We start from the raw sequence: 22,648 nt of genomic DNA, 5'->3' as shown, positions 1-22,648 counted from the left end.
GCGACTCCCGCACAAGCGAACGGTTTTTGCGTCGACCGACGGGAGGGGACGTATGGACGAGGACACCCCCGACGACGGGACTTCCCGATCCGACGACGGGACCTCCCGACCCGACAACGGGACTTCCCGGCCCGACGGCGGGACGGAGCAGGCCGACGGACCGACCGAGGACGTCGCCTTGGACCCGTGGGGGTCGGCGTCGGTCGGCGACTACGCGGACCTGTTCGCGGAGTTCGGCATCGAGGCGTTCGACGAGGTGAGCGGCGACGTCCCGGACCCGCACTACCTGATGCGTCGCGGCGTCATCTTCGGGCACCGCGAGTACGACGCGGTCGCGGAGGCGATGGCGAACGACGAGCCGTTCGCCGCGCTCTCCGGCTTCATGCCCACCGGCGACCCACACATCGGCCACAAGCTCGTCTTCGACGAGCTGATCTGGCATCAACAGCAGGGCGCGGACGCGTTCGGCCTGATCGCCGACCTCGAGGCCCACTCCGCCCGGGGGATGTCCTGGCCCGAGATCGACGAGCACGCGCGAGACTACCTCTTGAGCCTCCTCGCGCTCGGGTTCGACGCCGAGGCGGGTGCGATCTACCGCCAGTCCGACAACCGCGCGGTACAGGATCTCGGTTTCGAGCTCGGCTCGAAGGCCAACTTCTCGGAGCTACAGGCGCTGTACGGCTTCGACGGCGAGACGAACGTCTCACACATGCAGTCGGTGTTGACCCAGATGGCGGACATCCTCTACCCGCAGCTGGTCGACGAGCCGAAGCCCACGGTGATCCCGGTCGGCCCCGACCAGGACCCGCACGTTCGGCTCTCGCGTGATCTGGCGGTCCGGATGCGCTACTTCAAGGTGACCGAGGCGTTCGCGAGCTTCGAGCTCGACGACGCCGAACGCCAGCTGGTGCGGGCCGCATACGACGCGCTGGCGGCCGCGGCCGCCGAAAACACCGGCACGGCCGACGGCTCGGAGGCGGCCGACGTCCGCTGTACGGACGCTGCCGAGTGGCTCGCCGACTACGAGCCGCCCGACACCGGCGACGAGCGACTCGACCTCGCGGCCGCCAAACCGACCGCCATCGAGAAACTGCGGGCGGGAGGAAAAGAGCCGCTCCGGCCGCGGGTGCGCTTCTTCGATCGCAACGCCACCGACGCGGCGTTCGAGGCGCTGATCGAGGCGGTCGACGGCGAGAAGCGCGTCTTCGAGGGGCATATCGACGCGTTCGAGCTGACGCGCGAGGAGGCCGAGTCGCTGGCGCGGGGGGTCGAGATCGACCACGACGGGTTCGGCTTCCGGCAGCCCTCCGCCGTCTTCCATCGGTTCATGACCGGGCTCACCGGCGGGAAGATGTCCTCGTCGATCCCGGCGAGCCACATCTCGCTGCTCGACGACCCCGACGACGGCTACGACAAGGTGAAAGCCGCGACCACGGGCGGCCGCGACACGGCAGCGGAACAGCGCGAGCTCGGCGGAGAGGCCGACGACTGTCCAGTGTACGAGCTGTACGCGTACCTGCTCGCCGGGGACGACGACGAACTGACGAGGGAGGTGTACACCGAGTGTGTCACCGGCGAGCGGCTCTGTGGCGGCTGTAAAGAGCAGGCAGCCGAGCTGATGCGCGAGTTCCTCGCGGACCACCAGGAGAAACGGGCCGAGGCGGAGGCGTTACTCGACGAGCTCGACATCGACTTGGACTCCGACCGGCGCGGAACCGGCGGCGAACACTGAGTGACCGGGACCGGGTGCGGGAACTACTGCTACCCCGTTAGGCCGTCTCCATCTCCCGCTCGAGCTCGCGCAGACGCTCGATCCGCTTCTCCGTGGGCGGGTGTGTGGAGGCGATCCGGCCGATGAACCCCTTCGAGATGGGGAAGATAAAGAACGCGTTCATCTCCGCGCTCTCACGCATGTCCTCCTCGGGGACCCGCTCCATCCCGCTGTTGATACTGACGAGCGCGGACGCGAGCGCCCCGGGCTTCCCCGTGATCACCGCCGCGCCGCGGTCGGCGGAGTACTCGCGGTACCGCGAGAGCGCGCGGATCAGCAGGAACGACACGACCCACACCAGTAGCGACACCATGATCGCCACGATGACGGGCGCGCCCTGTCGGTTGTTCCCGCCCAGCAGCCAGCCCCACCGCACGATGAAGAAGGCGATAGTCGAGAGGAACGACGCGATAGTCATCACCATCACGTCGCGGTTCTTCACGTGGGCGAGCTCGTGGGCGATGACCCCCTCCAGCTCGTCCTGATCGAGGGTGCGGAGCAGGCCCGTCGTCACCGCGACGGTGGCGTTCTTCTGGTTCCGGCCGGTGGCGAACGCGTTCGGCACGTTCGTGTCGGCGACGGCGACCGCCGGCTTCGGGAGGTCCGCCTGTTGGCTGAGCCGTTCGACCATACGGTGGAGCTCCGGGTACTCTTCGGGGTCGACCTCCCGGGCACCCATGCTCCGGAGCGCGAGCTTGTCGCTGAAGAAGTACTGTGCGATCGCGAACCCGCCGAGCAGGATCAGCGGGAACAGCCCACCCTCGAAGTAGAGGGTGATGAACCCGACGAACACGAGGTAGAGGGCGAACAGGAGGAACATCGTGAACGCCATCCGTCCACGAAGCCCCCAATCCGTGTCCCATTGCATACGCGACGGTAGCGGTTCTGCGCGTTAAAACCTGCCGGAGGCGGGCGGGAACCGGCGGCGGTAGGTGGGTGACACCAGCGACGGTACGTGCGTGAAACCGGCCGCCCGGAGTCAGATCGAGAGGATGGCGTTCACGAGGACTCGGGTCGCGATGGCAGTCCCCGCCCCGAGCCAGGTCAACAACACGAAGTGGATGTACCCGTTCGCGGGGTTCCCGCCGTCGATCTTCCGGATCATCTGCGAGGAGAGCGCCGCGTTGAACAGCACGACCGTCAACAGCAGGTACTCGATCAACGGGATGTCGTACGCGCCGGGGTAGACGATCTGGCCGATATCCATCTGGTCGAGCTCGAAGTCCGCCGTCAGCTGGGCGAGGATGGCGACGATCTCCAGTCCGATGAAGAAGGCGAACGTCGCCGCCGCCGTGATCCCGTATAACAGCCCGATGAACGTCACCGCCGCTTGCCGGCGCTGCTCGCGCAGCTGGTTGACGGCGTTCATGTTCTTCGAGATCAGCTCGCCGAGCTGTTTGGGGTCGCCGCCCATCCGCCGGCCGACGAGGTACATCTCGGAGAACTTCTGGATGAGATACGATCGCGTGTCACGCGTGAATGCCCGCCACGCGCCCTCCGTACTGATCCGCATGTTGAGCCGGCGGTACAGCCGCGTGATCGCCGGCGACAGCGCTCCGAAGTCCTTGTCCCGGAGCGTCGTCAGCACGTCGGTCGTAGTCGACTGCTTGGCGCTCTCGGTCGCACCGAGCGCGCGAACGAACGAGGGGAACTCCCTGTCACGAGCGCTGATCGCCTGCTCTTCCGAGCGAAGGATCACCCCCGTGATGAACAGCGGCGAGATGGGGACGGCGAGATACAGCGGCAGTCGGACATCGTCGATGAACCAAAGGAGTCCGGGGAGCCCGGGACCGTATCCGAACATCCCGGCAGCCGTGAACCCGATGAGGAGGAACGAGAGTCCACCGCCGATCCCGAGCGACGCCCACAGCTTCAGGTCGCCCGGGGCGCGCTCCTCGGGGTGGTACCAGATCGGGTCGTACGGCGACGTCGCCCGGATCATCGCGTAGAAGCCGAGCTGGACGAAGACGAACAGGACGATGACCGCCGCGACGGTCGCCGTCGGGTCGTTTCCGGTCAGGATCGGAAGCACGATGGCGAAGACGAGCGCGAACGTCATCGAGAGGATCATCGACATGTACAGGTCCTTCATCACCTCCAAGTTCGACAGCGACGACTCGTACAGGGTCTCGTATTTGGCGAGCATCACGTCCTGTTCGGAGACGAGGAAGTCCTCCAACGACTGCCCCGCCCCGAGCGTGTAGCCGAGCCGGTCGAAGAAGTCGGCCATCGCGTCCGAGGGCACCTCTTTGGCGCGGCGACGACACGCGTCGTCAAGGCTCTGGTTCCACGTGTCGACGAGGCTGACGACCCGCCCGATCTCCTCGGCAGCCGCGCCGTACTCCTCCTCTTTGGCCAGCGTCCGGAACACCTCCATGCGGTCGATGTTCGTTGTCGACAGCACGGTCATGTGGGTCATCACCAGGTGGAGCTGGTTGTCGATCCGGTTCTCGACGCTGCTGAGGTAGATCTTCGGGTAGATGACGGCCGAAACGAGGGTGAGCACGCCGAACATCGGGATCGGGACCCGTGCGGCGAACGGGAGCGGGAGGAGGAACGCGCCGGCGATCGTGAGCAGGAAGACGACCGCCGCCGGGACGAGCACGTAGCCGACGTACTGCCGCTTCGAGATGTCGAGCTTCTCGTAGGACGCCATCACCTCCTCGGTGAGCCGCATGGCGGTGGCGAGCCCCTGACCGGCCTGTTTCACGCCCATAGCTCACACACCTCGGCGTCGGCTGCCGGCGCTCATCTGACGTTCCGGTGCATGTCGAAGGGGAGCCCCTCGACGCCGTCGCGCTGGAACGCGTCGATGGCCTCGTTGACCTCGTGGTAGCCCAAGATCCCCTCCTGGATCATCCGCTCTATCAGCTCCGCGCGGAACTGTAAGTCGTCGTAGATGTCGCGGGTGTCCGCGTAGCCGAGCAGCGTCGCGATCTGCTCTTCGAGCACGTAGGAGTTGTTCATTCCCTGGAAGACGATCTCGTCCTCGACGGGGTCCCAGCTGAACACCTCACGGGTGACGACCCCCTCCATCTCCTTGGAGTACCCCTCGATCTCCTGCACGCTCGTCACCCGACGGAGTACGTCGTCGCCCTGTTTCACCCGGTTCTGGAACAGCGCGACGTCCGCGTTGTCCATGAACGTCTCCGGCACGTTGATCGGCTCGGAGGTGAACCGCTGGATCATCGAGACGATGTCGGAGGCGTGGAACGTCAGCATGACCGGGTGACCGGTCTGGGCGGCCTGGAACGCCATCCGCCCCTCCGCACCACGGACCTCACCCACGATGATGTAGTCGGGACGCGACCGGAGCGCGGCGGCGACTAGGTCGAACATGTCGACGTCCGAGGAGCCCTCGCCGCCGCCCTCGCGGGTCAACAGCTGCTGCCACGTGTTGTGCGGCGGGATGACCTCCGCGGTGTCCTCCGCGGTGTAGATCTTCGAGTCCTGTGGGATGTACGAGAGGATCGCGTTGAGCGTCGTCGTCTTCCCGGACGCGGTCTCACCGACGACGAACACGGTCTGTTCGTTCTCCAGACAGAGCCAGAGGTACGCCGCGAGCTCCGGCGAGAGCGTCCCCCAGTTGGTGATCTGGTTGATCGACAGCGGCACCTCCTCGCCCTGCCGGATCGTGAGCGAAGAACCTTTCAGCGAGACGTCATCGGAGTAGATGATGTTGATACGCGAGCCGTCCGGCAGCGTCGAGTCGACGATTGGGTCGGAGTCGGAGAGCGGGTCACCGATCCGCTCGCCCATGTTCCGGAGCCAGTTGTCGAACTCCTTCGGGGTCCCGAAGTCGACGGTGGTCTCCAACATCCCGAACGTGCCGTGATCGACGTGACACTCGTGAGGGCCGATGACGTGAATGTCCTCGTTGGCCGGGTCACGCATCACCGGTTCCAGCGGGCCGAGTCCGACGATGTCGCGGTTGAGCCGGTAGCGGATGTTCTCGTACGTCTCCTCGGTGACGGAGAGCTTCCCCATGTTCAAGAGCTGTGAAGCGGTCCGTTTCCACCCGGAATCGCCGTTCTGGATGTGGGTGACGTCCGCCAACAGCTCCTCGATCAGGTCGTCGTACTCCGCTTCGGAGTCGGGCGCCGTGTGCCCGCCGCTCGCCGCGAGCAGCTTGTTTTTCACCTGGTTGAGTACCGTCGCCTGAGGCCCCGACATCTCCGGTTCGATCGCGTAGTACTTGGTCTCCTGTCCGAGGTCGCCGTACACGTGACAGAATATCGGGCCGCCGACCGGGTAGAGCACGTTCGGCCGGGCCGACTCGTACTCCGATTTCGGCTCCTCGATGAACAGCGGGAACTCCCCAGTGATCTGTTTGAACTCCTGGAGGTGTTCCCGGAGGTGCGGCCGCCGCATCGCTGCCTTCCGGAGCTCGTCCGACGGTTTCGCGGTCCCGTGTTCTGTCATCGTCTGTTGTGTGTCGTGTGTTGGTCGCGTGTCGTGTGTTGATCGCGCGTCGTGTGTGGTTCACCCGTGGCGACCCGGCGCTCGGGCGTCCAAGTGCCGCCCTCAGGCCACGCTCCGGCTCTCGATCACGATCCCCGTCCCCGAGCGAACGGAGAAGCCGATGGTGTCGCCGACCTGTTCGCCCATCCCCGCGAACCGTTTGACGTTGATCTGTCGTCTGATGTCGTTGCCGACCTCGATCATCTCGAGCTGGAGGAACACGTCGGCGATCGACCGGAACGGGCCGATCGCGTCGTCGTCGACGGCGGAGGGGTCGACGGTGAGAACCACGACTTTCCCCTGTGAGATGATCTCGCGGAAAAACGAGATGATCTCCAAGGCCGCCTGCCGCTCCTCGTTCTTCCGGACGAGCGCCTCGAACGTGGGGTCGTTCCGGAAGATCGCGTCGAACGTGTCGAGGAAGATCACGTCGGAGTTCCACATCGCCTCCGCGTTCATCAGTCGCTTGAGCAGCTCCTTGCGCTCCCCGTCGTCGTCGGAGAACGCGCCGCCGGAGTCGAAGTCGGCGTGCAAAAACAGCAGCTCCTCGTTCAACAGCGGCTTCACCATGTCGTACTCCAACGAGTGCATCTGGTCGATGAACCCGCGAACGGTGAGTTCGGTCGACATCAGCGTCACCGAGGCCCCCTCCTCGACGAGGCCGTAGGAGAACCGCTGGGAGATGGCGCTTTTCCCCGCGCCGTAATCCCCCTCGATGAGGACGATGGAACCGCGGGGGATACCGCCGCCGAGCTCCTTGTTCAGGCGGTCGCGCTCGCCGAGTCCGAGCGACAGGAGGTTGTCGGCACGCGGCATCTCAGTTACTCCCCTCCACGCGGAACTGGAACAGCTCCTCGTCGCCGTTGACGGTGAGGTACACTCGGTGGTCACTCGTCTCATCGTCCAACGAGCCGACGCCGTCCACCTCGTCGAGATCGATCGTGAGCGCGAGGACGTCGCCGCGGCTCCACGCGGTCGCCCCGTCGACGGAGACGAGCTCGCCGTGTTTGGCCGACGGCCGAACGAACCGGCCGTCGAACACGATGTCGACGCCGGAGCCGTCCGGAGCGAGCCGCTGTGTCCCGGTGTTCTTTATCAACAGCGTGACGTTCCCCTCCGCTCCGTGGCTTGCGTCGTACACCCCGCCGTTGGGGTCGGAGACGACCGTGATGTCCGTCCGTAGCTGCTCGGTGGCGTCGAGGCTCCCGTCGTTGACGGCGGAGCTCACGCGGTCGACACCGGTCGTCACGGTGCCGACGACGCCGGCGGCGATCACGAGGCTGGCGACGAACAGGATGAGGTGTGAAACCGGAACGCTCGCCATTCAGCCGCTCACCTCCGTCACGTCGGCGCTGTCGCGCACGCCGGACTCCGTCACGAGGACGACCCGGTCGACCTCGGCGAGGTCGGCGTCGATCGCCTCGTTCGGGATCGTCGCCGACAGCGCCTCGCCGCCGAGCCAGAGGTCGGTGTCCATGACCCCGTCGACGCTCGTCCACGTCGCGTCCGCGCCGAGGTCGACGTACTCGTTGTCGGCGATGAGCGTGGTGTCACTCACCACGAGGCCGACCGACCCGTCGTTGGTGGCGTTGACGACGAGCTCGCCCGACTCCCCGGCCGACTCGTTATACGTGGCCTCCGTCACGGTGAGCGCCGTGTTCTGTCGTTCGAGCGCGCGCTCGTGAACGTCGCGCTCGGCGTCGGTGACGCGGTCGAACCCGTTAGCGGCGACGGGATAGAACGCGGTGAACGCGAAGAACAACCCCGCGACGATTATCGCCGTCGACGCGGAGACGCTAACGCCCATCGTCCCATCCCCCGTCCGCCGGGTCCGCGTGGTCGGGTTGCGGGTCCGGGTCGTTCATCGGGCGGGTCGAGCCGCCGGAGCGACCCTTGCCCGGCTGCCGGCCGCGGTCGCCGTTCCCGCCGTACTCCCCGGCCGCGTCGTGGGTTCGGCGCTCACCTTGGGGTTCCTCGTGTGTCCGGCGACCGTCCCGCTCCCCGTCACGCCGTCGGTCGTCGGCGTGACCGTCACGTTCGTGCCGGCCGTCCCCGTTGGCCTGTCGGCCACGCCGGCCGTCGCCGTTGGCGTGGCGATCGCGCCGGCCGTGCGAGCGGTCCGCACGCCCTCCGCGGCCGCCGTAGGCCGGGGCTGCACCCGAGAACCCGCCGCCGACGAGCGAGCCGCCAGCGAGATCGTCCCAGCGGTCGAGCAGGACGGTGTGTGCGCTCGTCCCGTTGAGTTGGGTGATGTATCGGAGGCTACGGGTGTGGTGTTCACGCACGAGCCGCTCGGTCCCGGGGCGATCGATCAGGTTGCGGTCGATCGTGCCGAACCCGGAGAGGAAATCACGGAGTCGGGCGGCGGCGTCGGGACCGATCCACTCGATCCGTTCGTAGTAGTTGATCGCCCGCACCGCGTCGGTCACGTCGCTCTCGGAGACGAGGAACTCCAGCCACTCCATCACGAGCAGGTCGCCGACGTAATCGGCGGGGAGCTCGGTGAGGTACGGCTTCCGACCGCTTCCCGAGAGGTCGTCCTGTCCGACGTACTGGAACCCGTCGCCGTTCATCTCGGCCGGGTCGCCGCCGGGGGCCGTCGCGTGTTCGTCGATCGAGTCGTGTCCGTGGCCGTTCGCGTCGGTGAGGCCGTCGTCCCCATCGCCGAACCCGCCGTCGTCCCCATCACCGAGCTCCTCGCCCGGCCCATCACCGAAACCCTCCATGTCGTCTATCGGGTCGTCATCCGCCGTTTCGCCGCCGGTGTCGTCGGCCCAGTCGGCCTCGCCGGCGTCGTACTCCTCTTTCAGCTCGCTGAAGCTCTTTGCGTCGTCGTTCATATCTCCGTCATCCGCCGGTTCGGTTTCGGACGCGGCGTCGGCGGGTTCACCGTCGTCCATCTCGTCGAGTTCATCCATCCCGTCGAGGTCGTCCATCCCGTCGAGGTCGTCCATCCCGTCGAGGTCGTCCTCAGAGTCGTCGTCCAGGTCGTCGAACCCGCCGTCGTCCGGCTCGACGAGCTCCTCGTCGAAGAACCCGTCAGCGTCCGCGCTCGCGACGTCGTCGTCGAGCTCCTCCGCGGACTCGTCTTCTTCCTCCGCGTCGTCGAAGAGACCGAAGGAGTTGTCGCCGCCGCCGCCGACGCCGTCGAAGCCGCTCGACTCGTCGACGAACGGGTTGATCCCACGAGTGACCATCTCGTAGATGTCGAGCAGGTTCCGAACGTCCTCCTCGATGTCGTCGACGGCCGCGGAGATCTCCTCGTTCTCCGACCGAACCGTCGAGACGGTCGAGGAGAGCGTCGCGACCTCGGCTTCGAGGTCGTCGAGCCGCTTCTCCAGCTCGTCGGTGTCGGACCCGCCACCACCGCCGCCGTCGTCGAATCCGTCGTCCCACTCGTCCATCCCGTCGAAGTCGTCGAAGCCGTCACCGCCGCCGCCACCCATACCGCCTCCACCGCCGCCACCCATACCGCCGCCGAAGACATCGTCGTCACCATCCATGCCACCGCCGCTATCGTCGGATCCGTCGTCGTCGAGGAACCGATCGAGGACGCTCGCGCCGACGAGCCCCAGCGTGGCGACTGTCCATTCGACCGTCGAGAGGTCCCACACCGGTAGTTCGAGGCCCATTACCGGAAAACACCCGTACTACACACTTCAACCCACCCCTCAAAATATCAACCATGAGAAGTCCGGGGGGATCGAACCGATAGCGAGCGGACGACCGATCATCTCGATGACGGCTGGGACGGGCCGGCTATCGCGTTATCGGAGCGGACGGCGAGCGCTGACGCGAGCTCAGAGGGTCCGTTCGAACCCGTCCGCGGCGCGAACGACGACGGCTCCATCGGATCGGAACAGGACCGTTCGTCCGACGCCGTCGCCGACATCGCTCGCGACGATTGGCACCCCAGCATCGGCCAACACGCGCCGGGCGTGGGAGACGTTTCGTGGCCCGACCGGGGCGGTGAGATCGAGCATCTCCGCCCCGCCGATCAGGCTGGCTTCCAACCGGTCGGGGGATCCACCGGAGTCGGCGACGGCATCGGCCATAACGTCGAACCCGGAATCGACGTACTTCCCCGGTCGGGGTGATCGGAGTCCAGAGGTGTCGGCGTCGTCGATCGACGGGAGCATGGCGTGGAGGAGACCGCGAACGCCCGCGTCGTGGTCGACGACGGCGATCGCGACACAGGAACCGAGCCCGCTCGTCGTGAGGAGGGCGTCGTCGTCGACGACCGCGAGGTCTCCCACGCCGACGTTCACCCGCCGGGGCGACCCGGACACGTCACGGCCCCCGACCGACGTGGGTGGGGTCATACCTCGGAGAGCGAGGAGAGGGCGGCCGCCAGTTCGCGCTCGTTCGGGAGCGCGTACACGTCACACCGCGCCTGGACCCCTGCCGTCCGGATCGCGGCGTCGATGACGAACCCGTAATCCTGTCGCCGGCCCAGCGCCGCGACGAGCGGGCTGATCGTCGCCGACCCCATGTCGTGGACGAACTCCGGCGGGGAGTGGCTGATCGACGTGCCGAGCACGTTCGCCCACCCGTCGATGAATCCGCTCGTCATCACGTTGCCGAGCTCACACAGCGCGTTCTCGGCCATCCCCCCGAGCGGGTCGTCGGGTTCGGTGGGGAGCATCGACGCCGCGACCGCCTCGGCCGACGACTCCTCGAAGAGTATCGCGAGGTAGCCGCCGATCTCGCCCTGTAACTCGAACACCGTCCCGGCGTAGGGTTCGACGCCGACCTCGGCGGGGATGTCGGCGAGCGGGACGAACCGCAGTCGGCTCACCTCGACGCTCGTGTCGAGGCCCGTCATCATCGCGATGTTGTCGGCGGCGTTCGCCGACCCGCGTTTCGCCAGCGACGCGAACGTCGAGAGCGACTCGTACGGAACCGCGGTGTTCGCGCCGGGGGCCGACCCGCCCGTGTCGCCCGCGGCTCCCTCGGCACCGGCGGCCGCCGCGGGCGCGGTCTTCCCGACGATCAGATCGCGGAACGCCGCGGAGTCGGGGAGCATGTAGATGGCGAAGTCGAGGTCCGTCGTCGCCGAATCCAGCCGGCTCTCGAAGAGGAAGACGCCGTCACCGGCGAGCGCGCCGTCGGGGAGCACCGCCGCGCCGTCCGCCTCGAAGTATCTCGGCGGCGTCATATCTATCGCCCGGCCGAGGTAGTTGGCCCAGCCGTCGAGGAAGCCCCCGAGCGCGATGTTGCCGACTTCCGTCACCGCGCTCCGGCCCATCGACGCGCCGCCGGGAAGCAACGAGAGCAGCGCGTCGGCGTGGGCGGCGTCGAACGCGAGGACGGCCTCGCCGTCTAACCCGCCCGAGAGCCCGACGCTCACGCCGATGGACTCGCGACCGGCGAACGCCTCGGCGAGGTCCTCACCGCTGGCGACACTCGCGCCGGTTACCTCGACCGCGAGGTCCGTCCCCGTGAGCTCGGCGACCGCGTCGGCGGCCTGCTCGGCCCCGCGCTGGGTGAGCCGGTTACAGGCCCCGAGCGCCCGGACGTCGACGCGCATTATACCGCCGACCCGATGGCGTCGAGCACGTTCGGCTTCTGGAACGGCTTCGTGATGTACCCCTCCGCACCCGCCTTGATAGCGGCCTTCATCTTCTCCTCCTGCCCGACGCTGGTACACATGATCACCGTCGCCTCCGGGTCGTCGTCTTTGATCTCCGTCGTGGCCTCGATCCCATCACGGATCGGCATCACGATGTCCATCATCACGAGGTCGGGGGCGTGCTCGTCGTACATGTTCACGGCCTCTACCCCGTTTTCCGCCTCGCCGACGATCTCGAACTCCCCTTCGAGGATCTCCCGCAGGAGGTTCCGCATGAACTCCGAGTCGTCCGCGATAAGCACTCGCGTCGCCATATATACTCGGAGACGGGCCGAGGAGTCACTTAACCGCTCGCCCGCGGTTCTCACCGCTGAGAACCGCGTGGCAGTCGTGAGCCAACGGGGCGAGCTCCCAGAGGGGAGATCCCGACGGGACGGGCCCGAACTCCCCGTGATGGTCGCCCTCCCCCAACCGCTCAGAGCCAGTGATCGGCGATGTACATCGTCCCGACGAGGAGCGTTCCGGAGACCGCCTCCCGGGTCCCGATCCCGAGCGGGAGCGGGATCGCGGTACGGGGCTCGGACGGGTCGTCGTCAGCTCCCTCCTCCACGTCGTTTCCGTCACCGTCCGCGTCGTTTCCGTCACCGTCCGCATCGTTTCCGTCACCGTCCGCATCGTTTCCGTCACCGTCCGCATCGTTTCCGTCACCGTCCGCGTCGCTTCCGTCCTCGTCCGCGGTGGTGTCGTCGTCGCCTTCGACACCGGTCGAGGCGTCGCCCTCCTCACCGACCGCCGCCGAGTCGTTGGCATCGACCTCGCTATCGGCACCGGTCTCGCCGTCGTCGACACCCTCGCTGTCGGCGTCGTCTTCGGTTTCTCCGTTCGCGGCGTCGTCCTCGCTGTCGTCGATCACGTTGTCCTCGCCGTCGGCCTCCTCCTCGTCAGGTTCCCAGTCGGGACCGGGCGCGACGACGAGCGTCCCGTTCGTCTCGTCGTCGCCGACCCCTACCGAGTAAGCGTACTCGCCGGGCTCCAGATCGGCCGTGACTCGGGAGAACGCGACGGTCGAGGTCCGGTCCGGCTTGACGCGGATCCGACGATCGTCCGTCAGCGCTCCGTCGGCTACGTCGAGCGAGAGGCGCTCGACGCCGTCGACGTGGCCGTCGTTCCGAACGTCGACCGAGAGCCGCTCCAAGCTATCGCCCTGGATGATCGTGAGGTTCCCGGGAGCGTCGTCGATCGCGAGTGGGGTGGGGTCGTTCGGGTCCTCGACGACGACGAGCGAGCGGGTGTCGTACAGCGACGTGCCCTCGTACAGCTCCAGCGAGACGGACGAACCGACCGGAACGTCGGAGAGAACCGCCCGGATGGAGAACGTGTCGTTCTCGCTGATCTCGACGGAGCGCGTCTCCACGGTCGGGGTATCGCCGGCGTCGGCGACGAACTCGGCGGTGAGTTCGGTTTCGGGATGGAGCGTCGTCTCCCCGGAGAGGGTGACGGTGGTGCCGTTCTCGACGAGGACGACCCCGTCGTCGGTGACGTCGTCGAAGGACAGGTCGGGAGCCCGGATCGAGAACGACGCCGTCGCCGAAACGTCGCCCTCGTCGAGCGCGCGGTACGGGAACTGCTCGTCGACGTCGGGGTCGGTCGCGGACGCCGCCGCGAAGGGATCGGCCGGGCCGCCGCCGGACCGATCGAAGCGATAGCGGTCGCCCTCGACGCCGTCCAGGCCGAACGTGACCGCGTACTCGTCGCCGGGGTCGAGCGTTCCGTCGAAGGCGGCTGCGGCGTCCGTATCCAAGACGAGGTAGAACGCGCTCGGGGTCGGCCCGTCGCCGTGGCCCGTCAGGTCCTCGGGCGGACCGTACACCGCCTGAACAGCGTCGGTGTCGCCGGTGACGGCGGAGAGGTCCAGCTCGGTCGGCGGTTCGTTCATCCCCGTGTTCGTCTGGCGGATCGTGAGCGAGACGCCCTCGCCCAGGATCTCGCCGTCGTCGCTCGTCAATAGGTCGTTGAGGGCCGCCGTGGAGAGGTTCCCGCTCGACCCGAACCGGTCGTCCGGATCGCCGTCGGCGGCCCGCGCGAGTGCCCCCCAGATCCCGGTCGCCTCGAATCCGAGTATCAGCCGGTCACCACGGGTGATCGCGTCGCGTTCGCGCGCCGGGCCGAGCAGGTCGTCGACCGATCCCGCGCCGTCGACGTCGTCCGCGAGAGCGGTGTACACGTCGACCCGCTCGCGGAACGCCGGCGGGGTAAGACGGAGGTCGGCGCGGTCGAGCCGGTGTTCCAGCTGGATCGTCCCGTCGTGTGCCGTGACGTTCCCGGAGCCGAGGAGGAGCCGGTACCGCTGCGGCGCGAGCGGGGCCGGGTTGGAGCCGACGTCGACGGCGGACCGGAGCGCGGACAGGTTCCCGTACGCCGCTCCCGTCTCCCCATCGACGAGCGTGAGGTCGTCGAAGCCGTCCAGATCCTCGACCGGTGTCTCCGGGCCGTGTTCCGCGCCGTGCGCGTAGCTGGACACGCTCGCGCCGTCACTGGCGTACACCGCGTCGGTGGACGCGTTCGTGCCGAGCAGCCGGGTGTTGACGGTGATCGTCGTGTCGCCGGTCACCCGCAGGACGTCGAGGAACCCGGTCGGACTCCCGTCGCTCAGCCGGTCGCCGCCGACGACGACGTACGCCGGGTCACTGCCGCCGGCGGAGACGTCGACCTCGACGAGGTCGCCCGCGGACGTCACGTACTCCGCGTCGCCGAACGACCCCGTGGCGTCGGTCGTGTCCCGGACCGCGTCGTCGCCAGCGGGAGTGAGGCTCGGCCGGTCCGCGACAGCCCCGTCGGACGTACCGGAAACGCCGGACGCGCCGGCCATCACCGGAGCCGCGAGCGAGAAGAGACACAGGAGCGCGAGGGCGACGGCGAGCCCGGAGTCGACCCGTCGTGACAGGGCTTTCGGAAGCGCGCTGCGGGCCCGTCGGCGGAGGCGGGCGGGGTCGAGGCGTCGTGTGCGTGCCATCGTGTGTGGTGTGTCGCGACCGGTCGGTCGGCGGGTCGCGGGGCCCGGAGCAGGCCGACGCGGGCGTCCCGACCGAATCGGATCGTCGGTTGTCTGTCGGATCGAGTCGGGGCCGGGATTAAAACGTGCGTCCCCGATTATCAGACCGGAAAACGAACGGAAACAAGAGTAGAACCGCGATAGCAACCGATATCGGCGGATAACACAAATGAGATGGCGGACGGCCGACCGAAGAGTTAAGCCCGGGCGCGCTGCCGATCCGATGAGGATGAAGACGTGTCCCCGGTGTGAGTCGTCCATCGACGAGTCGGCCCGCTTTTGCGAGCAGTGCGGCGCGCCGCAGACGGAGGCGGCCGCCGAGGAGCTCGACGAGCTCGTCCAGCGGCAGGCGAAGCAGGTCGCGACCGAGTCCGGGGGCGGAGGCGGCGGGGACGCCTTCGGTCAGGGCGGTGGGGGCGGCGGCGGGGGCGGCGACGGAGGTGCCGGCGCGGACGACCTCGTCGGGGCGGCCCGCGAGGAGCTCTCCGACCGGGAGTCGCTCTGGCGGCGGGGGTCGTACGTCGTCGGCTACGCCACGATCGTGGTCGCGCTCACGCGGATCACGAGCCCCGGGGCGTGGTTCCTGCTGCTCGGCGGGATCGCGATCCTGCCGCCGACCCGCCGGCTCCTCGGCCGACCGGTCGGCGGGACGTTCAAACGCGAGGCGATGGCGGGGCTGTACGCCGTGTTCGTCGTCCTCGGCGCGTTGCTGCTGGTCCTCCTATAAGGGGTCCGCGGGTCGCGGGGTGTGGGTTGCGGAGTGTGGGCCGAGTGGTGTGGGCTGTGGAGTACGTACCGGCGGCCGCCGGCCGCGCCGCCGATCCGGGGCGTTCCTCACGGGCGGCGATATAACCCTTATATACCCACTGTGGACGATGAGACGGCGCTTATAAACACGTCGCGGGCGGCGGTGCGGCACTTATAAATCCCGCTCGTCCGGGACCCGGGGCGGCGGTCGCTGTCAGTCGACCCGGAACCCGCCCTCCCGTTCGGCGGCGCGGACCAGGTCGCCGATCGAGTCGTCGGCGGAGAGTCCCTGGCTCGCGGCGAAGCGTTTGATCGCCACGGGCGGCAGGTCGATCGGGGTGTCGCCGGCGACGAGGAGGAGGCCGAGCGCCTCGGCCGCGTCGGTGTCGGGGCCAGCGTTCGAGACGAACCAGGAGAGGAGGGTGTCGAACGTCGAGACGACGTCGTTCGACGCCGAGCGGTTGCGCGCGGTCTCGCCGTTCGCGTGGAGCGTGGCGTCGATCCCGTAGTCGAACCCGTCGTGGTCGAAGGAGGTCGCCAGCCAGCGGCTCACCGCCTGGCGGTCGACGCCTCCGGCGGGCGCACCCCCACGCGCAGACGACGCGCCGGCGGACCGGCCGCCCGCGACGCCCCGGTCGTCCCCGGCGATCGGCTCGCGGTCGGCGGCCGGACTGGGGTTCGCCGCCGACTCGAAGCCGGACCCGCCGGTCGCGTCGGGGGCCCCGGATCCCTGTGCGGGTTTCGGGTCACCCGGCGGGCGGCCGGGCCGGACGTTCGGCCGGCCGTTCGTGCCGACGACGTACCGGCCCTCCCCGATCTCGACGACGTGCTCGTCGTCGGTGAAATCGAGCTCCTCGGGGTCGGCCGGCGGTGCGTCGTGGTCACTCATAGCGTGGCGTTGGTCGCGCGATAAAATAGGTGTTCCGGGCGGGGGGATCCGCCGGATAAGTGGTTAGGGGGCTGTTCGAGGCTCGTTAGAGCCGGACCGCTTCGCCGCTGTCGGTGAAGAGGTCGGGCGCGTTCAGTTCGACCTGTGTCGTCGCCGAGGACGGCGAGACGATGTCGAGCGTCGCGGTGTCACCCTGACCGAAGCGGTCGTTCGTGAAGTCGGTGTTCTCGAACGCACCGGCGGCCGGGTTCAGCAGGATGGTGTACGATTCACCGTCGAGGACGGGGTTCGACTCGAAGTCGCCGTCCTCACCGACTGCGAATTCGTTCGGACCGAGGTCGGCGACAGTAGCTGAGTCAACGAACGCGACAGTCTCTGGGCCGAAAATATTAGTATCGTCGCTATTGTCAACTAGCTCTACAGAAAGGTCTCCATCCGAAGGATCGGCACTGCTGATATCGAGAGTGACAAGTTCGTCTCCGTCGCTGGAGTCCAACACTACCCGATCTTGCTCAGTATCAGTACCGTCCTCAACAATTAGAGCAGTTCCATCGTTAGTGATATCACTCACAGCTACCGTGATCGATTCTTCAGTTTCACCGACCTCTGCCGGTGCATCAAACTGATCAGGGTCATCTGGTATTTCCACATCATCGTCAGCGGTTGAACTCGTGAACACGAGGTTCTCCTGCCCACCAGGCCCAACAGCCTGTATCGTCGTCTCACTCAAGTCGATCTGATCCGCTCCAGGCGCACCGGAGACCGAGATCCGGATCTCGTTCAGCGTTTCCTCATCACCCGCGACGATTCCAACGGAGCTCGTTACGTCGATTCGCTCGGAGACGAGGTCAGTACTCTCCTCACCCGTTGCCTCTGCTTGCGATTGGAGGAACCCGGCGGTGTTGATCAGGACGCCGGCAGCGATCGCCGCCACCAGCACCATCGCGATGAACACGATGAGTGTCCCGATTCCAACCTGACCGCGCTCCTCGGAGTTATTGATAAATTCGAACATTGTTATAGCCTCACGGTGTCTTCGACCACGGTGCTCGGGACGCGGATCTCTGAGGTGGTCGTCGCGCCGCTCGATGTCGTGAACGTCACGCTGAGTCGATCACCCTCCTCAAGAACGTATCCGAGATCGTTCGCACCACTATCTCCGAAAGTCGTTTCGTCGAGTGTAATACTAACAGTTGCCCGATCACTGTTATCAGTTAATACGACATCTCCATCGTTATCGGTGAAGATCTCGATCCCGACCGCGTCTTCATCGCCAAGTCTGAAGGTTTCCTGACCGGCCGTCCCAATCAGCTCAGCCGACACTTCATCAAGATCGATGTTGTCAGCACCGGGTGCCTGTGCAACGACGAACTCGAGATCAGTAATCTGACCGTCGCCCTCGCCACCGTCAGCAGTTTCGTCGAACGTCCCGGACTGGCTCACGACCTGTAGCCGGTCACTTACCTGCGCTGTACTCTCTTCACCCGTTGCCTCTGCCTGCGTCTGGAGGAAGCCGGCAGTGTTGATCAGGACGCCAGCGGCGATCGCCGCCACCAGCACCATCGCGATGAACACGATGAGCGTCCCGATGCCCACCTGACCACGCTCTTCCTCGTCGAATACTTGTTCAAACATCGTGTGTGTTGTGTGCGCCCGTGATTCCGATCGCGGGCCGTACTCGTAGCGAAGAGAATGGGTAATATAAGTAGTAGGTCCAGATTATCTGAATCAATAACGAGGTTCAGTCTGACGATCAACGCGTCGCTACTACATGATGGATTTCAGGTAAAAGGAAGACCGCGAGTCGGTGTGTCTTACAGCCGGACCGCTTCGCCGTTGTCGGTGAAGAGGTCGGGCGCGCTCAGTTCGAGCGATGTCGTCGCCGAGGACGGCGAGACGATGTCGAGCGACGAGGTGTCGCTCTGGCCGAAGAAGGTTGCTTCGCCGGGACTCGCGATTGCGGTATAGTCAGTGCCATCATGGACGGCTTCATTCTCGGTGTCACTATCATCGAGATCACCAAACGGCTCGGCTGCCGGGTTCACAACGATCGTGAACTGGTCCTCATCGTTGAGGACAGCCTCTCCATCTTCAGTGATTTCACCGTTCTTGAGCACGACGAACTCTCCCTGCTCGATCTGCAGTGCAAAGTTCTCATCCTGGCCACCACTGTAATCGAAGTCACTCCCATCAGCAGCTTGATCGGTGAATACCAAGTTCGCTTGCCCGTTTGGACCGACAGCTTGGATCGTCGTTTCACTCAGATCGATCTGATCAGCACCGGGCGATCCGGCGACACTGAGCCGGATCTCGTCCAGCGTGCCCGCGTCCGCGTCACCAACGATCCCGACGGAGCTCGTTACGTCGATCCGCTCGGAGACGAGGTCGGTACTCTCCTCACCCGTTGCCTCTGCTTGCGATTGGAGAAAGCCGGCGGTGTTGATCAGGACGCCAGCGGCGATCGCCGCCACCAGCACCATCGCGATGAACACGATGAGTGTCCCGATACCCACCTGACCGCGCTCCTCGGAGTTAGTTATGAATTCGAACATTGTTACAGCCTCACGGTCTCTTCGACCACGGTGCTCGGGACGCGGATCTCCGTCGTCGTCGTCGCGCCGCTCGACGTTGTGAACGTCACACTGAGCCGGTCACCCTGTTCCAGGACGTATCCAAGATCGTTGGCACCAGCGTCGCTGAACGTCTCTTCATCAAGCGTGATGCTAACCGTCGCTCGGTCGCTGTTGTCGGTTAGGACGACATCCCCGTCATTGTCGGTGAATATCTCGATATCGACTGCAGTTTCATCACCGAGTTGGAACGTTTCTTGACCGTCAGTCCCGATCAGTTCGGCCGATACCTCATCGAGATCGATGTTATCCGCACCGGGTGCCTGTGCAACGACGAACTCGAGGTCGGTTATCTGCCCGTCAGCACCGTCACCATCGGCAGCTGCATCGAACGTTCCGGACTGACTCACGACCTGCAGCCGGTCACTAACCTGTGATGTACTCTCCTCGCCCGTTGCCTCCGCCTGCGTCTGAAGGAACCCGGCGGTGTTGATCAGGACGCCGGCGGCGATCGCCGCCACCAGCACCATCGCGATGAACACGATGAGCGTCCCGATACCCACCTGACCGCGCTCTTCCTCATCCAGTATGGATTCGAACATTGTTTGTTGTGTGGGCCCCCGGGCTGCCCGGCGGGCGTTATCAATAGGGAATGGGAACGAATACATAAACACATAGAACAAATTATTGAACCTGATAAAGTACTTGGGTCGTGCGGTTTTAGAGAAATATACGAGCAGTAGTTACAGAATAAATAAACGATTTTCGTGGGGTGAGTATCAGTCGTGAATGTTGGACCCTCACAGCGTCGTCCCTGAACAGGTGGGCTTGGGTTCGTGCCGCGTCAGCGCTTTCGCGACGCGGTCGACTCGCGATCCCGACGTGACCCCCACTCCCAGTCTGCCAGCTCGGGGTCGCTATCGTGATCGGACCCACGGGCGGGGCGCTGGTTCACCCGGTCACGATCCGGTTTCTCACGACCGCGCGAGACCGGACGTTCGGATCGGCGAGTCGAGTCACGAATCGGGTGTTCGTCGGTAGCCCCCCGTGCTCCGGGCTGGTCGGCGTCGGCCGTGACCAGTCGGTCGAGCCGGCGTTCGAACTCCGTATCGTCGAGCTCGCCGGCAACGTAGCGGTGTTTCAACCGCTCGATCGGCGTGACGGCGGACGCCGACATCGACGCCTCCCGCTTCGCCATCGCCTCGTCGACGAGGTGCCCACCGAGCGCGGCGCTTCCGATCACGTACACCGCGCCGACGAGCGTGAGCGCGAGCACGCCTATCGTCGCCGCGGGCGAGATGGTCGAGGCGGCGGCGACCGCGACGAACGTCAACGGCAGCGACAACAGCGTGACGAGTCCGCCCGCTGCGGCCCCGACGCGGCTGCCACGATCGGCCGCATCGCTATCGGTCCAACTCGCAACCCCGCCGCCGATGGCCGGCGCGATCAGCCCCAAGACGGGCAACACGCTCACCAGCACCGTGACGCCCGCGCCAACGCCTGCACGGCCAAGGAACCCGGAGACCCAGCGATCGAGCGTTCGGCCCCGTCGCCGTTCACTCCGAGTCATCGGCGACCAGAGGCTGCCGCCCCGTCGGTCGTCATGCGTCCCTCTGCCGCGGGATGGAACCAGTTCCGTCGTCGCGCGATACGGGCACGCGTCATCACACGAATGTACGGGACACGACAGTAAAACACCCTCGCTGCCGACGAATCCGATCAGACCGATCATCGCGTGTACGAACCGGCGAGCGACCGGGATACGGCCGTACGGATGAGTGCGAGGATCGACTGAATACGTCCGTTCGGGTGGTGACGAACCGCGACCGAGCCGGCTACCGCTCGCGCAGCCGCGACAGCTCCGCCTCGGGGATCACGAGCTCCTGTGTCCCGGGTTCGTACGCCGCGAGGCTACCGGCGATGAGCGCCATACCGCCGGCGAGCAGCCCGGTGTTGACGAGGAGGATCGCCTCCGGGTTCGCGAACGACGTGAGAAACGCCGCGAGCGGCGTCGCCACCGAAGCGACGGCGATCAGCCCGAACCCGACCGCGAGATACGCCATCGCCGCCTGCCCCGACGACCGATACGCGGACAGCGCGAACGCGGTAAGCGTCACGCCCGCCCCCGCGAGCACGGTGGTCGTCGCGAGATACAACGCTTCGATGAGGTCCATACCCGCCGTGTTCGACGGGGGAGAATAAACCCCCGGGAGCGTGTATCACTACCGATAACCGTGACTCGTGACACGCGTTCACCACGGACGAGGGCCGGCAGTCGCGGAAACCGGGTTACCCACCGATGTACGGGGATTTCGACCCACCGTGAGTCGGGCGTCCCGGTGGGAACCACCGACATCCTTTTAGGCCTAAGCCTCACAATCAATAACGATAATGGTGGGGGACGATCTGATCACGGTACTCGGGAACAAGTACAACACGGACATCCTGACGGCGACGGGGGAGGCGATGTCCGCACAGGACCTGAGCGAGCAGCTCGACGTGCCCATCGCGACGTGTTACCGCCGGATCAACGAGCTGGAGGAGGCGGACTTGCTCGAGCTCCACGACCGCCCGCTCTCGGACGAGCACCGCCGCGTGAAAGTGTATCGCCGGAAGGTCGACGGCGTCGAGGTCGACTTCCGTGACGGGCTCACGATCGAAGTAGAGGAGCGCTCCGCGGTGAAAAACCGGCTCGACGACGTGTGGCGGGACCTCTCGGCGCGCGGGGACTGAGACGACGGCGTCGACGAGATCAGAACGAGGGCTCGTCCGAACGACTCATCATCGAGAACCCGCCCGCCCGCTGGTGGACCGTGATCCCGCCCTCGCCGATGTCCATGGGGAAGATGTCCGTATCGATGTCCTGTTTCCGCATCTTCGCCACCCAGACGTACCGGTTGACGCCGGAGTCCGTCGGGGTCTGGATGAAGTAGATGTTCCCGTCGGTGAGGAAGTTCTCCAGCCCGACCTCCGTGTCGGGGAACACGGCACCCTGCTCATTGATAAGCAGCGAGGTGAGCCCGTTCGCTTTGAGGATGTCCGAGAACTTGAGCAGGTACGTCCGTTTCTCCTGCTCGTCGGCGAAGAACAGCTGAAACATCGACAGCGAGTCGAGCACGAGTCGGTCGAAGGACTCGCCCTCGACGGTGTCCAAGAGCTTGTCGACCGCGGTCGAGAAGTCGGTCTCGCGGAGCATCTGGCGTTTGTCGAGGATCACGATCTCGCCGTCGTCGACGAGCTCGCCGAACCGCTCGAACCCGACCGACTCGGCCGCGGCGCGGATGTCCGCTTCGTCCTCCTCGAAGGAGACGTACACGCCCCGCTCGCCCTGCTCGGTCGCGCCGTGATAGAGGTACTGGATGCCGAAGATGCTCTTTCCGGTTCCGGGATTCCCGGAGACGAGGACCGTCGACCGCTCCGTGATACCGCCGGTGAGGATCGAGTCGAGCCCATCGACCCCGGTAGAGACGAGTTCTGACATTCGTCCATTCATTGGCGATGGGAGTATATAAAAGACGATCCGTTCGCATCACCGGGAAGACGCCGACAGGTTTATTTCTCGACACGCCGCCCACTACGTATATGC

General features: G+C 66.1%; 22 protein-coding genes. 3 read left to right on the top strand and 19 right to left on the bottom strand.

The window, feature by feature from the left end:
* Nucleotides 1-52: 52 nt before the first annotated feature.
* Nucleotides 53-1,732: a tryptophan--tRNA ligase gene (locus ACZ5TV_RS09155; protein ID WP_379781009.1), complete on the top strand. Its 1,680-nt coding sequence runs from the start codon at nt 53-55 to the stop codon at nt 1,730-1,732.
* 37 nt (nt 1,733-1,769) lie between these two features.
* On the opposite strand, the gene htpX is transcribed toward ACZ5TV_RS09155, so the two are convergent.
* The 11 genes from htpX to ACZ5TV_RS09100 all read right to left on the bottom strand — a co-directional run bounded on the left by htpX (nt 1,770) and on the right by ACZ5TV_RS09100 (nt 14,817).
* Nucleotides 1,770-2,639, bottom strand: a complete 870-nt coding sequence (gene htpX, locus ACZ5TV_RS09150) for a zinc metalloprotease HtpX (protein ID WP_379781007.1) — start codon at nt 2,637-2,639, stop codon at nt 1,770-1,772.
* A gap of 111 nt (nt 2,640-2,750) precedes the next feature.
* Nucleotides 2,751-4,487 carry an archaellar assembly protein FlaJ gene (gene flaJ / locus ACZ5TV_RS09145; protein ID WP_379781005.1) on the bottom strand — a complete coding sequence of 579 codons (1,737 nt, stop codon included), beginning with the start codon at nt 4,485-4,487 and terminating at the stop codon, nt 2,751-2,753.
* Nucleotides 4,488-4,519: 32 nt separating this feature from the next.
* Nucleotides 4,520-6,193: a type II/IV secretion system ATPase subunit gene (locus ACZ5TV_RS09140; protein ID WP_379781003.1), complete on the bottom strand. Its 1,674-nt coding sequence runs from the start codon at nt 6,191-6,193 to the stop codon at nt 4,520-4,522.
* A gap of 102 nt (nt 6,194-6,295) precedes the next feature.
* Nucleotides 6,296-7,048: an archaellum protein ArlH gene (gene arlH / locus ACZ5TV_RS09135; protein WP_379781001.1), complete on the bottom strand. Its 753-nt coding sequence runs from the start codon at nt 7,046-7,048 to the stop codon at nt 6,296-6,298.
* A 1-nt stretch (nt 7,049) separates the two neighbouring features.
* Nucleotides 7,050-7,556 carry an archaellum stator protein ArlG gene (arlG, locus tag ACZ5TV_RS09130; RefSeq protein WP_379780999.1) on the bottom strand — a complete coding sequence of 169 codons (507 nt, stop codon included), beginning with the start codon at nt 7,554-7,556 and terminating at the stop codon, nt 7,050-7,052.
* On the bottom strand, nt 7,557-8,039 hold the full coding sequence (gene arlF, locus ACZ5TV_RS09125; RefSeq protein WP_379780997.1) for an archaellum stator protein ArlF: 483 nt from the start codon (nt 8,037-8,039) through the stop codon (nt 7,557-7,559). It abuts the gene before it with no gap.
* Nucleotides 8,029-9,864 carry a FlaD/FlaE family flagellar protein gene (locus ACZ5TV_RS09120; RefSeq protein ID WP_464383729.1) on the bottom strand — a complete coding sequence of 612 codons (1,836 nt, stop codon included), beginning with the start codon at nt 9,862-9,864 and terminating at the stop codon, nt 8,029-8,031. Before ACZ5TV_RS09120 ends, arlF begins: the two co-directional genes overlap by 11 nt.
* 168 nt (nt 9,865-10,032) lie before the next feature.
* Nucleotides 10,033-10,554: a chemotaxis protein CheD gene (locus ACZ5TV_RS09115; RefSeq protein WP_379782943.1), complete on the bottom strand. Its 522-nt coding sequence runs from the start codon at nt 10,552-10,554 to the stop codon at nt 10,033-10,035.
* Nucleotides 10,551-11,762, bottom strand: a complete 1,212-nt coding sequence (locus ACZ5TV_RS09110; RefSeq protein ID WP_464383728.1) for a chemotaxis protein CheC — start codon at nt 11,760-11,762, stop codon at nt 10,551-10,553. Before ACZ5TV_RS09110 ends, ACZ5TV_RS09115 begins: the two co-directional genes overlap by 4 nt.
* A complete protein-coding gene (cheY, locus tag ACZ5TV_RS09105) occupies nt 11,762-12,118 on the bottom strand; it encodes a chemotaxis protein CheY (protein WP_379783116.1) in 357 nt (118 codons plus the stop codon). Before cheY ends, ACZ5TV_RS09110 begins: the two co-directional genes overlap by 1 nt.
* 161 nt (nt 12,119-12,279) lie before the next feature.
* Nucleotides 12,280-14,817, bottom strand: a complete 2,538-nt coding sequence (locus ACZ5TV_RS09100; protein ID WP_464383727.1) for a BGTF surface domain-containing protein — start codon at nt 14,815-14,817, stop codon at nt 12,280-12,282.
* Nucleotides 14,818-15,085: 268 nt separating this feature from the next.
* On the opposite strand from ACZ5TV_RS09100, the gene ACZ5TV_RS09095 reads away from it, so the two are divergent.
* Complete coding sequence (locus ACZ5TV_RS09095) at nt 15,086-15,583, top strand: zinc-ribbon domain-containing protein (RefSeq protein WP_464383726.1); 498 nt, start codon at nt 15,086-15,088, stop codon at nt 15,581-15,583.
* Between the two features lie 234 nt (nt 15,584-15,817).
* On the opposite strand, the gene ACZ5TV_RS09090 is transcribed toward ACZ5TV_RS09095, so the two are convergent.
* The 7 genes from ACZ5TV_RS09090 to ACZ5TV_RS09060 all read right to left on the bottom strand — a co-directional run bounded on the left by ACZ5TV_RS09090 (nt 15,818) and on the right by ACZ5TV_RS09060 (nt 21,236).
* On the bottom strand, nt 15,818-16,492 hold the full coding sequence (locus ACZ5TV_RS09090; protein WP_464383725.1) for a DUF7500 family protein: 675 nt from the start codon (nt 16,490-16,492) through the stop codon (nt 15,818-15,820).
* Nucleotides 16,493-16,577: 85 nt separating this feature from the next.
* Nucleotides 16,578-17,507, bottom strand: a complete 930-nt coding sequence (locus ACZ5TV_RS09085) for an archaellin/type IV pilin N-terminal domain-containing protein (protein WP_379782542.1) — start codon at nt 17,505-17,507, stop codon at nt 16,578-16,580.
* A 2-nt stretch (nt 17,508-17,509) separates the two neighbouring features.
* Nucleotides 17,510-18,127 (bottom strand): archaellin/type IV pilin N-terminal domain-containing protein, encoded by a 618-nt coding sequence (locus tag ACZ5TV_RS09080; protein ID WP_379782540.1) that lies wholly within the window; start codon nt 18,125-18,127, stop codon nt 17,510-17,512.
* 179 nt (nt 18,128-18,306) lie between these two features.
* A complete protein-coding gene (locus ACZ5TV_RS09075) occupies nt 18,307-19,044 on the bottom strand; it encodes an archaellin/type IV pilin N-terminal domain-containing protein (protein WP_379782538.1) in 738 nt (245 codons plus the stop codon).
* 2 nt (nt 19,045-19,046) lie between these two features.
* On the bottom strand, nt 19,047-19,664 hold the full coding sequence (locus ACZ5TV_RS09070) for an archaellin/type IV pilin N-terminal domain-containing protein (protein ID WP_379782536.1): 618 nt from the start codon (nt 19,662-19,664) through the stop codon (nt 19,047-19,049).
* 242 nt (nt 19,665-19,906) lie between these two features.
* Entirely contained in the window at nt 19,907-20,632 is a 726-nt protein-coding gene (locus ACZ5TV_RS09065; RefSeq protein WP_464383724.1) for an SHOCT domain-containing protein, read from the bottom strand.
* A gap of 265 nt (nt 20,633-20,897) precedes the next feature.
* Nucleotides 20,898-21,236 (bottom strand): DUF7521 family protein, encoded by a 339-nt coding sequence (locus ACZ5TV_RS09060; protein WP_379782683.1) that lies wholly within the window; start codon nt 21,234-21,236, stop codon nt 20,898-20,900.
* 217 nt (nt 21,237-21,453) lie between these two features.
* Between ACZ5TV_RS09060 and ACZ5TV_RS09055 the strand changes: the two genes are divergently transcribed.
* Nucleotides 21,454-21,795, top strand: a complete 342-nt coding sequence (locus ACZ5TV_RS09055; RefSeq protein WP_379782686.1) for a helix-turn-helix domain-containing protein — start codon at nt 21,454-21,456, stop codon at nt 21,793-21,795.
* Between the two features lie 19 nt (nt 21,796-21,814).
* Here ACZ5TV_RS09055 and ACZ5TV_RS09050 read toward each other — a convergent pair whose 3' ends face one another.
* Nucleotides 21,815-22,543 (bottom strand): RAD55 family ATPase, encoded by a 729-nt coding sequence (locus tag ACZ5TV_RS09050; protein ID WP_379782690.1) that lies wholly within the window; start codon nt 22,541-22,543, stop codon nt 21,815-21,817.
* Between the last annotated feature and the right edge of the window lie 105 nt (nt 22,544-22,648).

It is taken from the genome of Halorubrum tibetense (genome assembly GCF_055396225.1).
Note: the sequence above shows the minus strand (reverse complement) of the source record. Positions and strands in the feature narration are given on the sequence as shown.

Bases quoted from the DNA above. Each gene is read 5' to 3' on its own strand.
- ACZ5TV_RS09110 (WP_464383728.1), bottom strand. From the start codon at position 11,762: ATGCGCGTCGACGTCCGGGCGCTCGGGGCCTGTAACCGGCTCACCCAG.
- ACZ5TV_RS09050 (WP_379782690.1), bottom strand. From the start codon at position 22,543: ATGTCAGAACTCGTCTCTACCGGGGTCGATGGGCTCGACTCGATCCTC.
- ACZ5TV_RS09100 (WP_464383727.1), bottom strand. From the start codon at position 14,817: ATGGCACGCACACGACGCCTCGACCCCGCCCGCCTCCGCCGACGGGCC.
- flaJ (WP_379781005.1), bottom strand. From the start codon at position 4,487: ATGGGCGTGAAACAGGCCGGTCAGGGGCTCGCCACCGCCATGCGGCTC.
- ACZ5TV_RS09115 (WP_379782943.1), bottom strand. From the start codon at position 10,554: ATGACCCCACCCACGTCGGTCGGGGGCCGTGACGTGTCCGGGTCGCCC.
- ACZ5TV_RS09065 (WP_464383724.1), bottom strand. From the start codon at position 20,632: ATGACTCGGAGTGAACGGCGACGGGGCCGAACGCTCGATCGCTGGGTC.
- ACZ5TV_RS09155 (WP_379781009.1), top strand. From the start codon at position 53: ATGGACGAGGACACCCCCGACGACGGGACTTCCCGATCCGACGACGGG.
- ACZ5TV_RS09095 (WP_464383726.1), top strand. From the start codon at position 15,086: ATGAAGACGTGTCCCCGGTGTGAGTCGTCCATCGACGAGTCGGCCCGC.
- ACZ5TV_RS09070 (WP_379782536.1), bottom strand. From the start codon at position 19,664: ATGTTCGAATCCATACTGGATGAGGAAGAGCGCGGTCAGGTGGGTATC.
- htpX (WP_379781007.1), bottom strand. From the start codon at position 2,639: ATGCAATGGGACACGGATTGGGGGCTTCGTGGACGGATGGCGTTCACG.
- arlF (WP_379780997.1), bottom strand. From the start codon at position 8,039: ATGGGCGTTAGCGTCTCCGCGTCGACGGCGATAATCGTCGCGGGGTTG.
- cheY (WP_379783116.1), bottom strand. From the start codon at position 12,118: ATGGCGACGCGAGTGCTTATCGCGGACGACTCGGAGTTCATGCGGAAC.
- ACZ5TV_RS09085 (WP_379782542.1), bottom strand. From the start codon at position 17,507: ATGTTCGAATTTATCAATAACTCCGAGGAGCGCGGTCAGGTTGGAATC.
- ACZ5TV_RS09140 (WP_379781003.1), bottom strand. From the start codon at position 6,193: ATGACAGAACACGGGACCGCGAAACCGTCGGACGAGCTCCGGAAGGCA.
- ACZ5TV_RS09060 (WP_379782683.1), bottom strand. From the start codon at position 21,236: ATGGACCTCATCGAAGCGTTGTATCTCGCGACGACCACCGTGCTCGCG.
- ACZ5TV_RS09120 (WP_464383729.1), bottom strand. From the start codon at position 9,864: ATGGGCCTCGAACTACCGGTGTGGGACCTCTCGACGGTCGAATGGACA.
- arlG (WP_379780999.1), bottom strand. From the start codon at position 7,556: ATGGCGAGCGTTCCGGTTTCACACCTCATCCTGTTCGTCGCCAGCCTC.
- ACZ5TV_RS09075 (WP_379782538.1), bottom strand. From the start codon at position 19,044: ATGTTCGAATTCATAACTAACTCCGAGGAGCGCGGTCAGGTGGGTATC.
- arlH (WP_379781001.1), bottom strand. From the start codon at position 7,048: ATGCCGCGTGCCGACAACCTCCTGTCGCTCGGACTCGGCGAGCGCGAC.
- ACZ5TV_RS09090 (WP_464383725.1), bottom strand. From the start codon at position 16,492: ATGAGTGACCACGACGCACCGCCGGCCGACCCCGAGGAGCTCGATTTC.
- ACZ5TV_RS09055 (WP_379782686.1), top strand. From the start codon at position 21,454: ATGGTGGGGGACGATCTGATCACGGTACTCGGGAACAAGTACAACACG.
- ACZ5TV_RS09080 (WP_379782540.1), bottom strand. From the start codon at position 18,127: ATGTTTGAACAAGTATTCGACGAGGAAGAGCGTGGTCAGGTGGGCATC.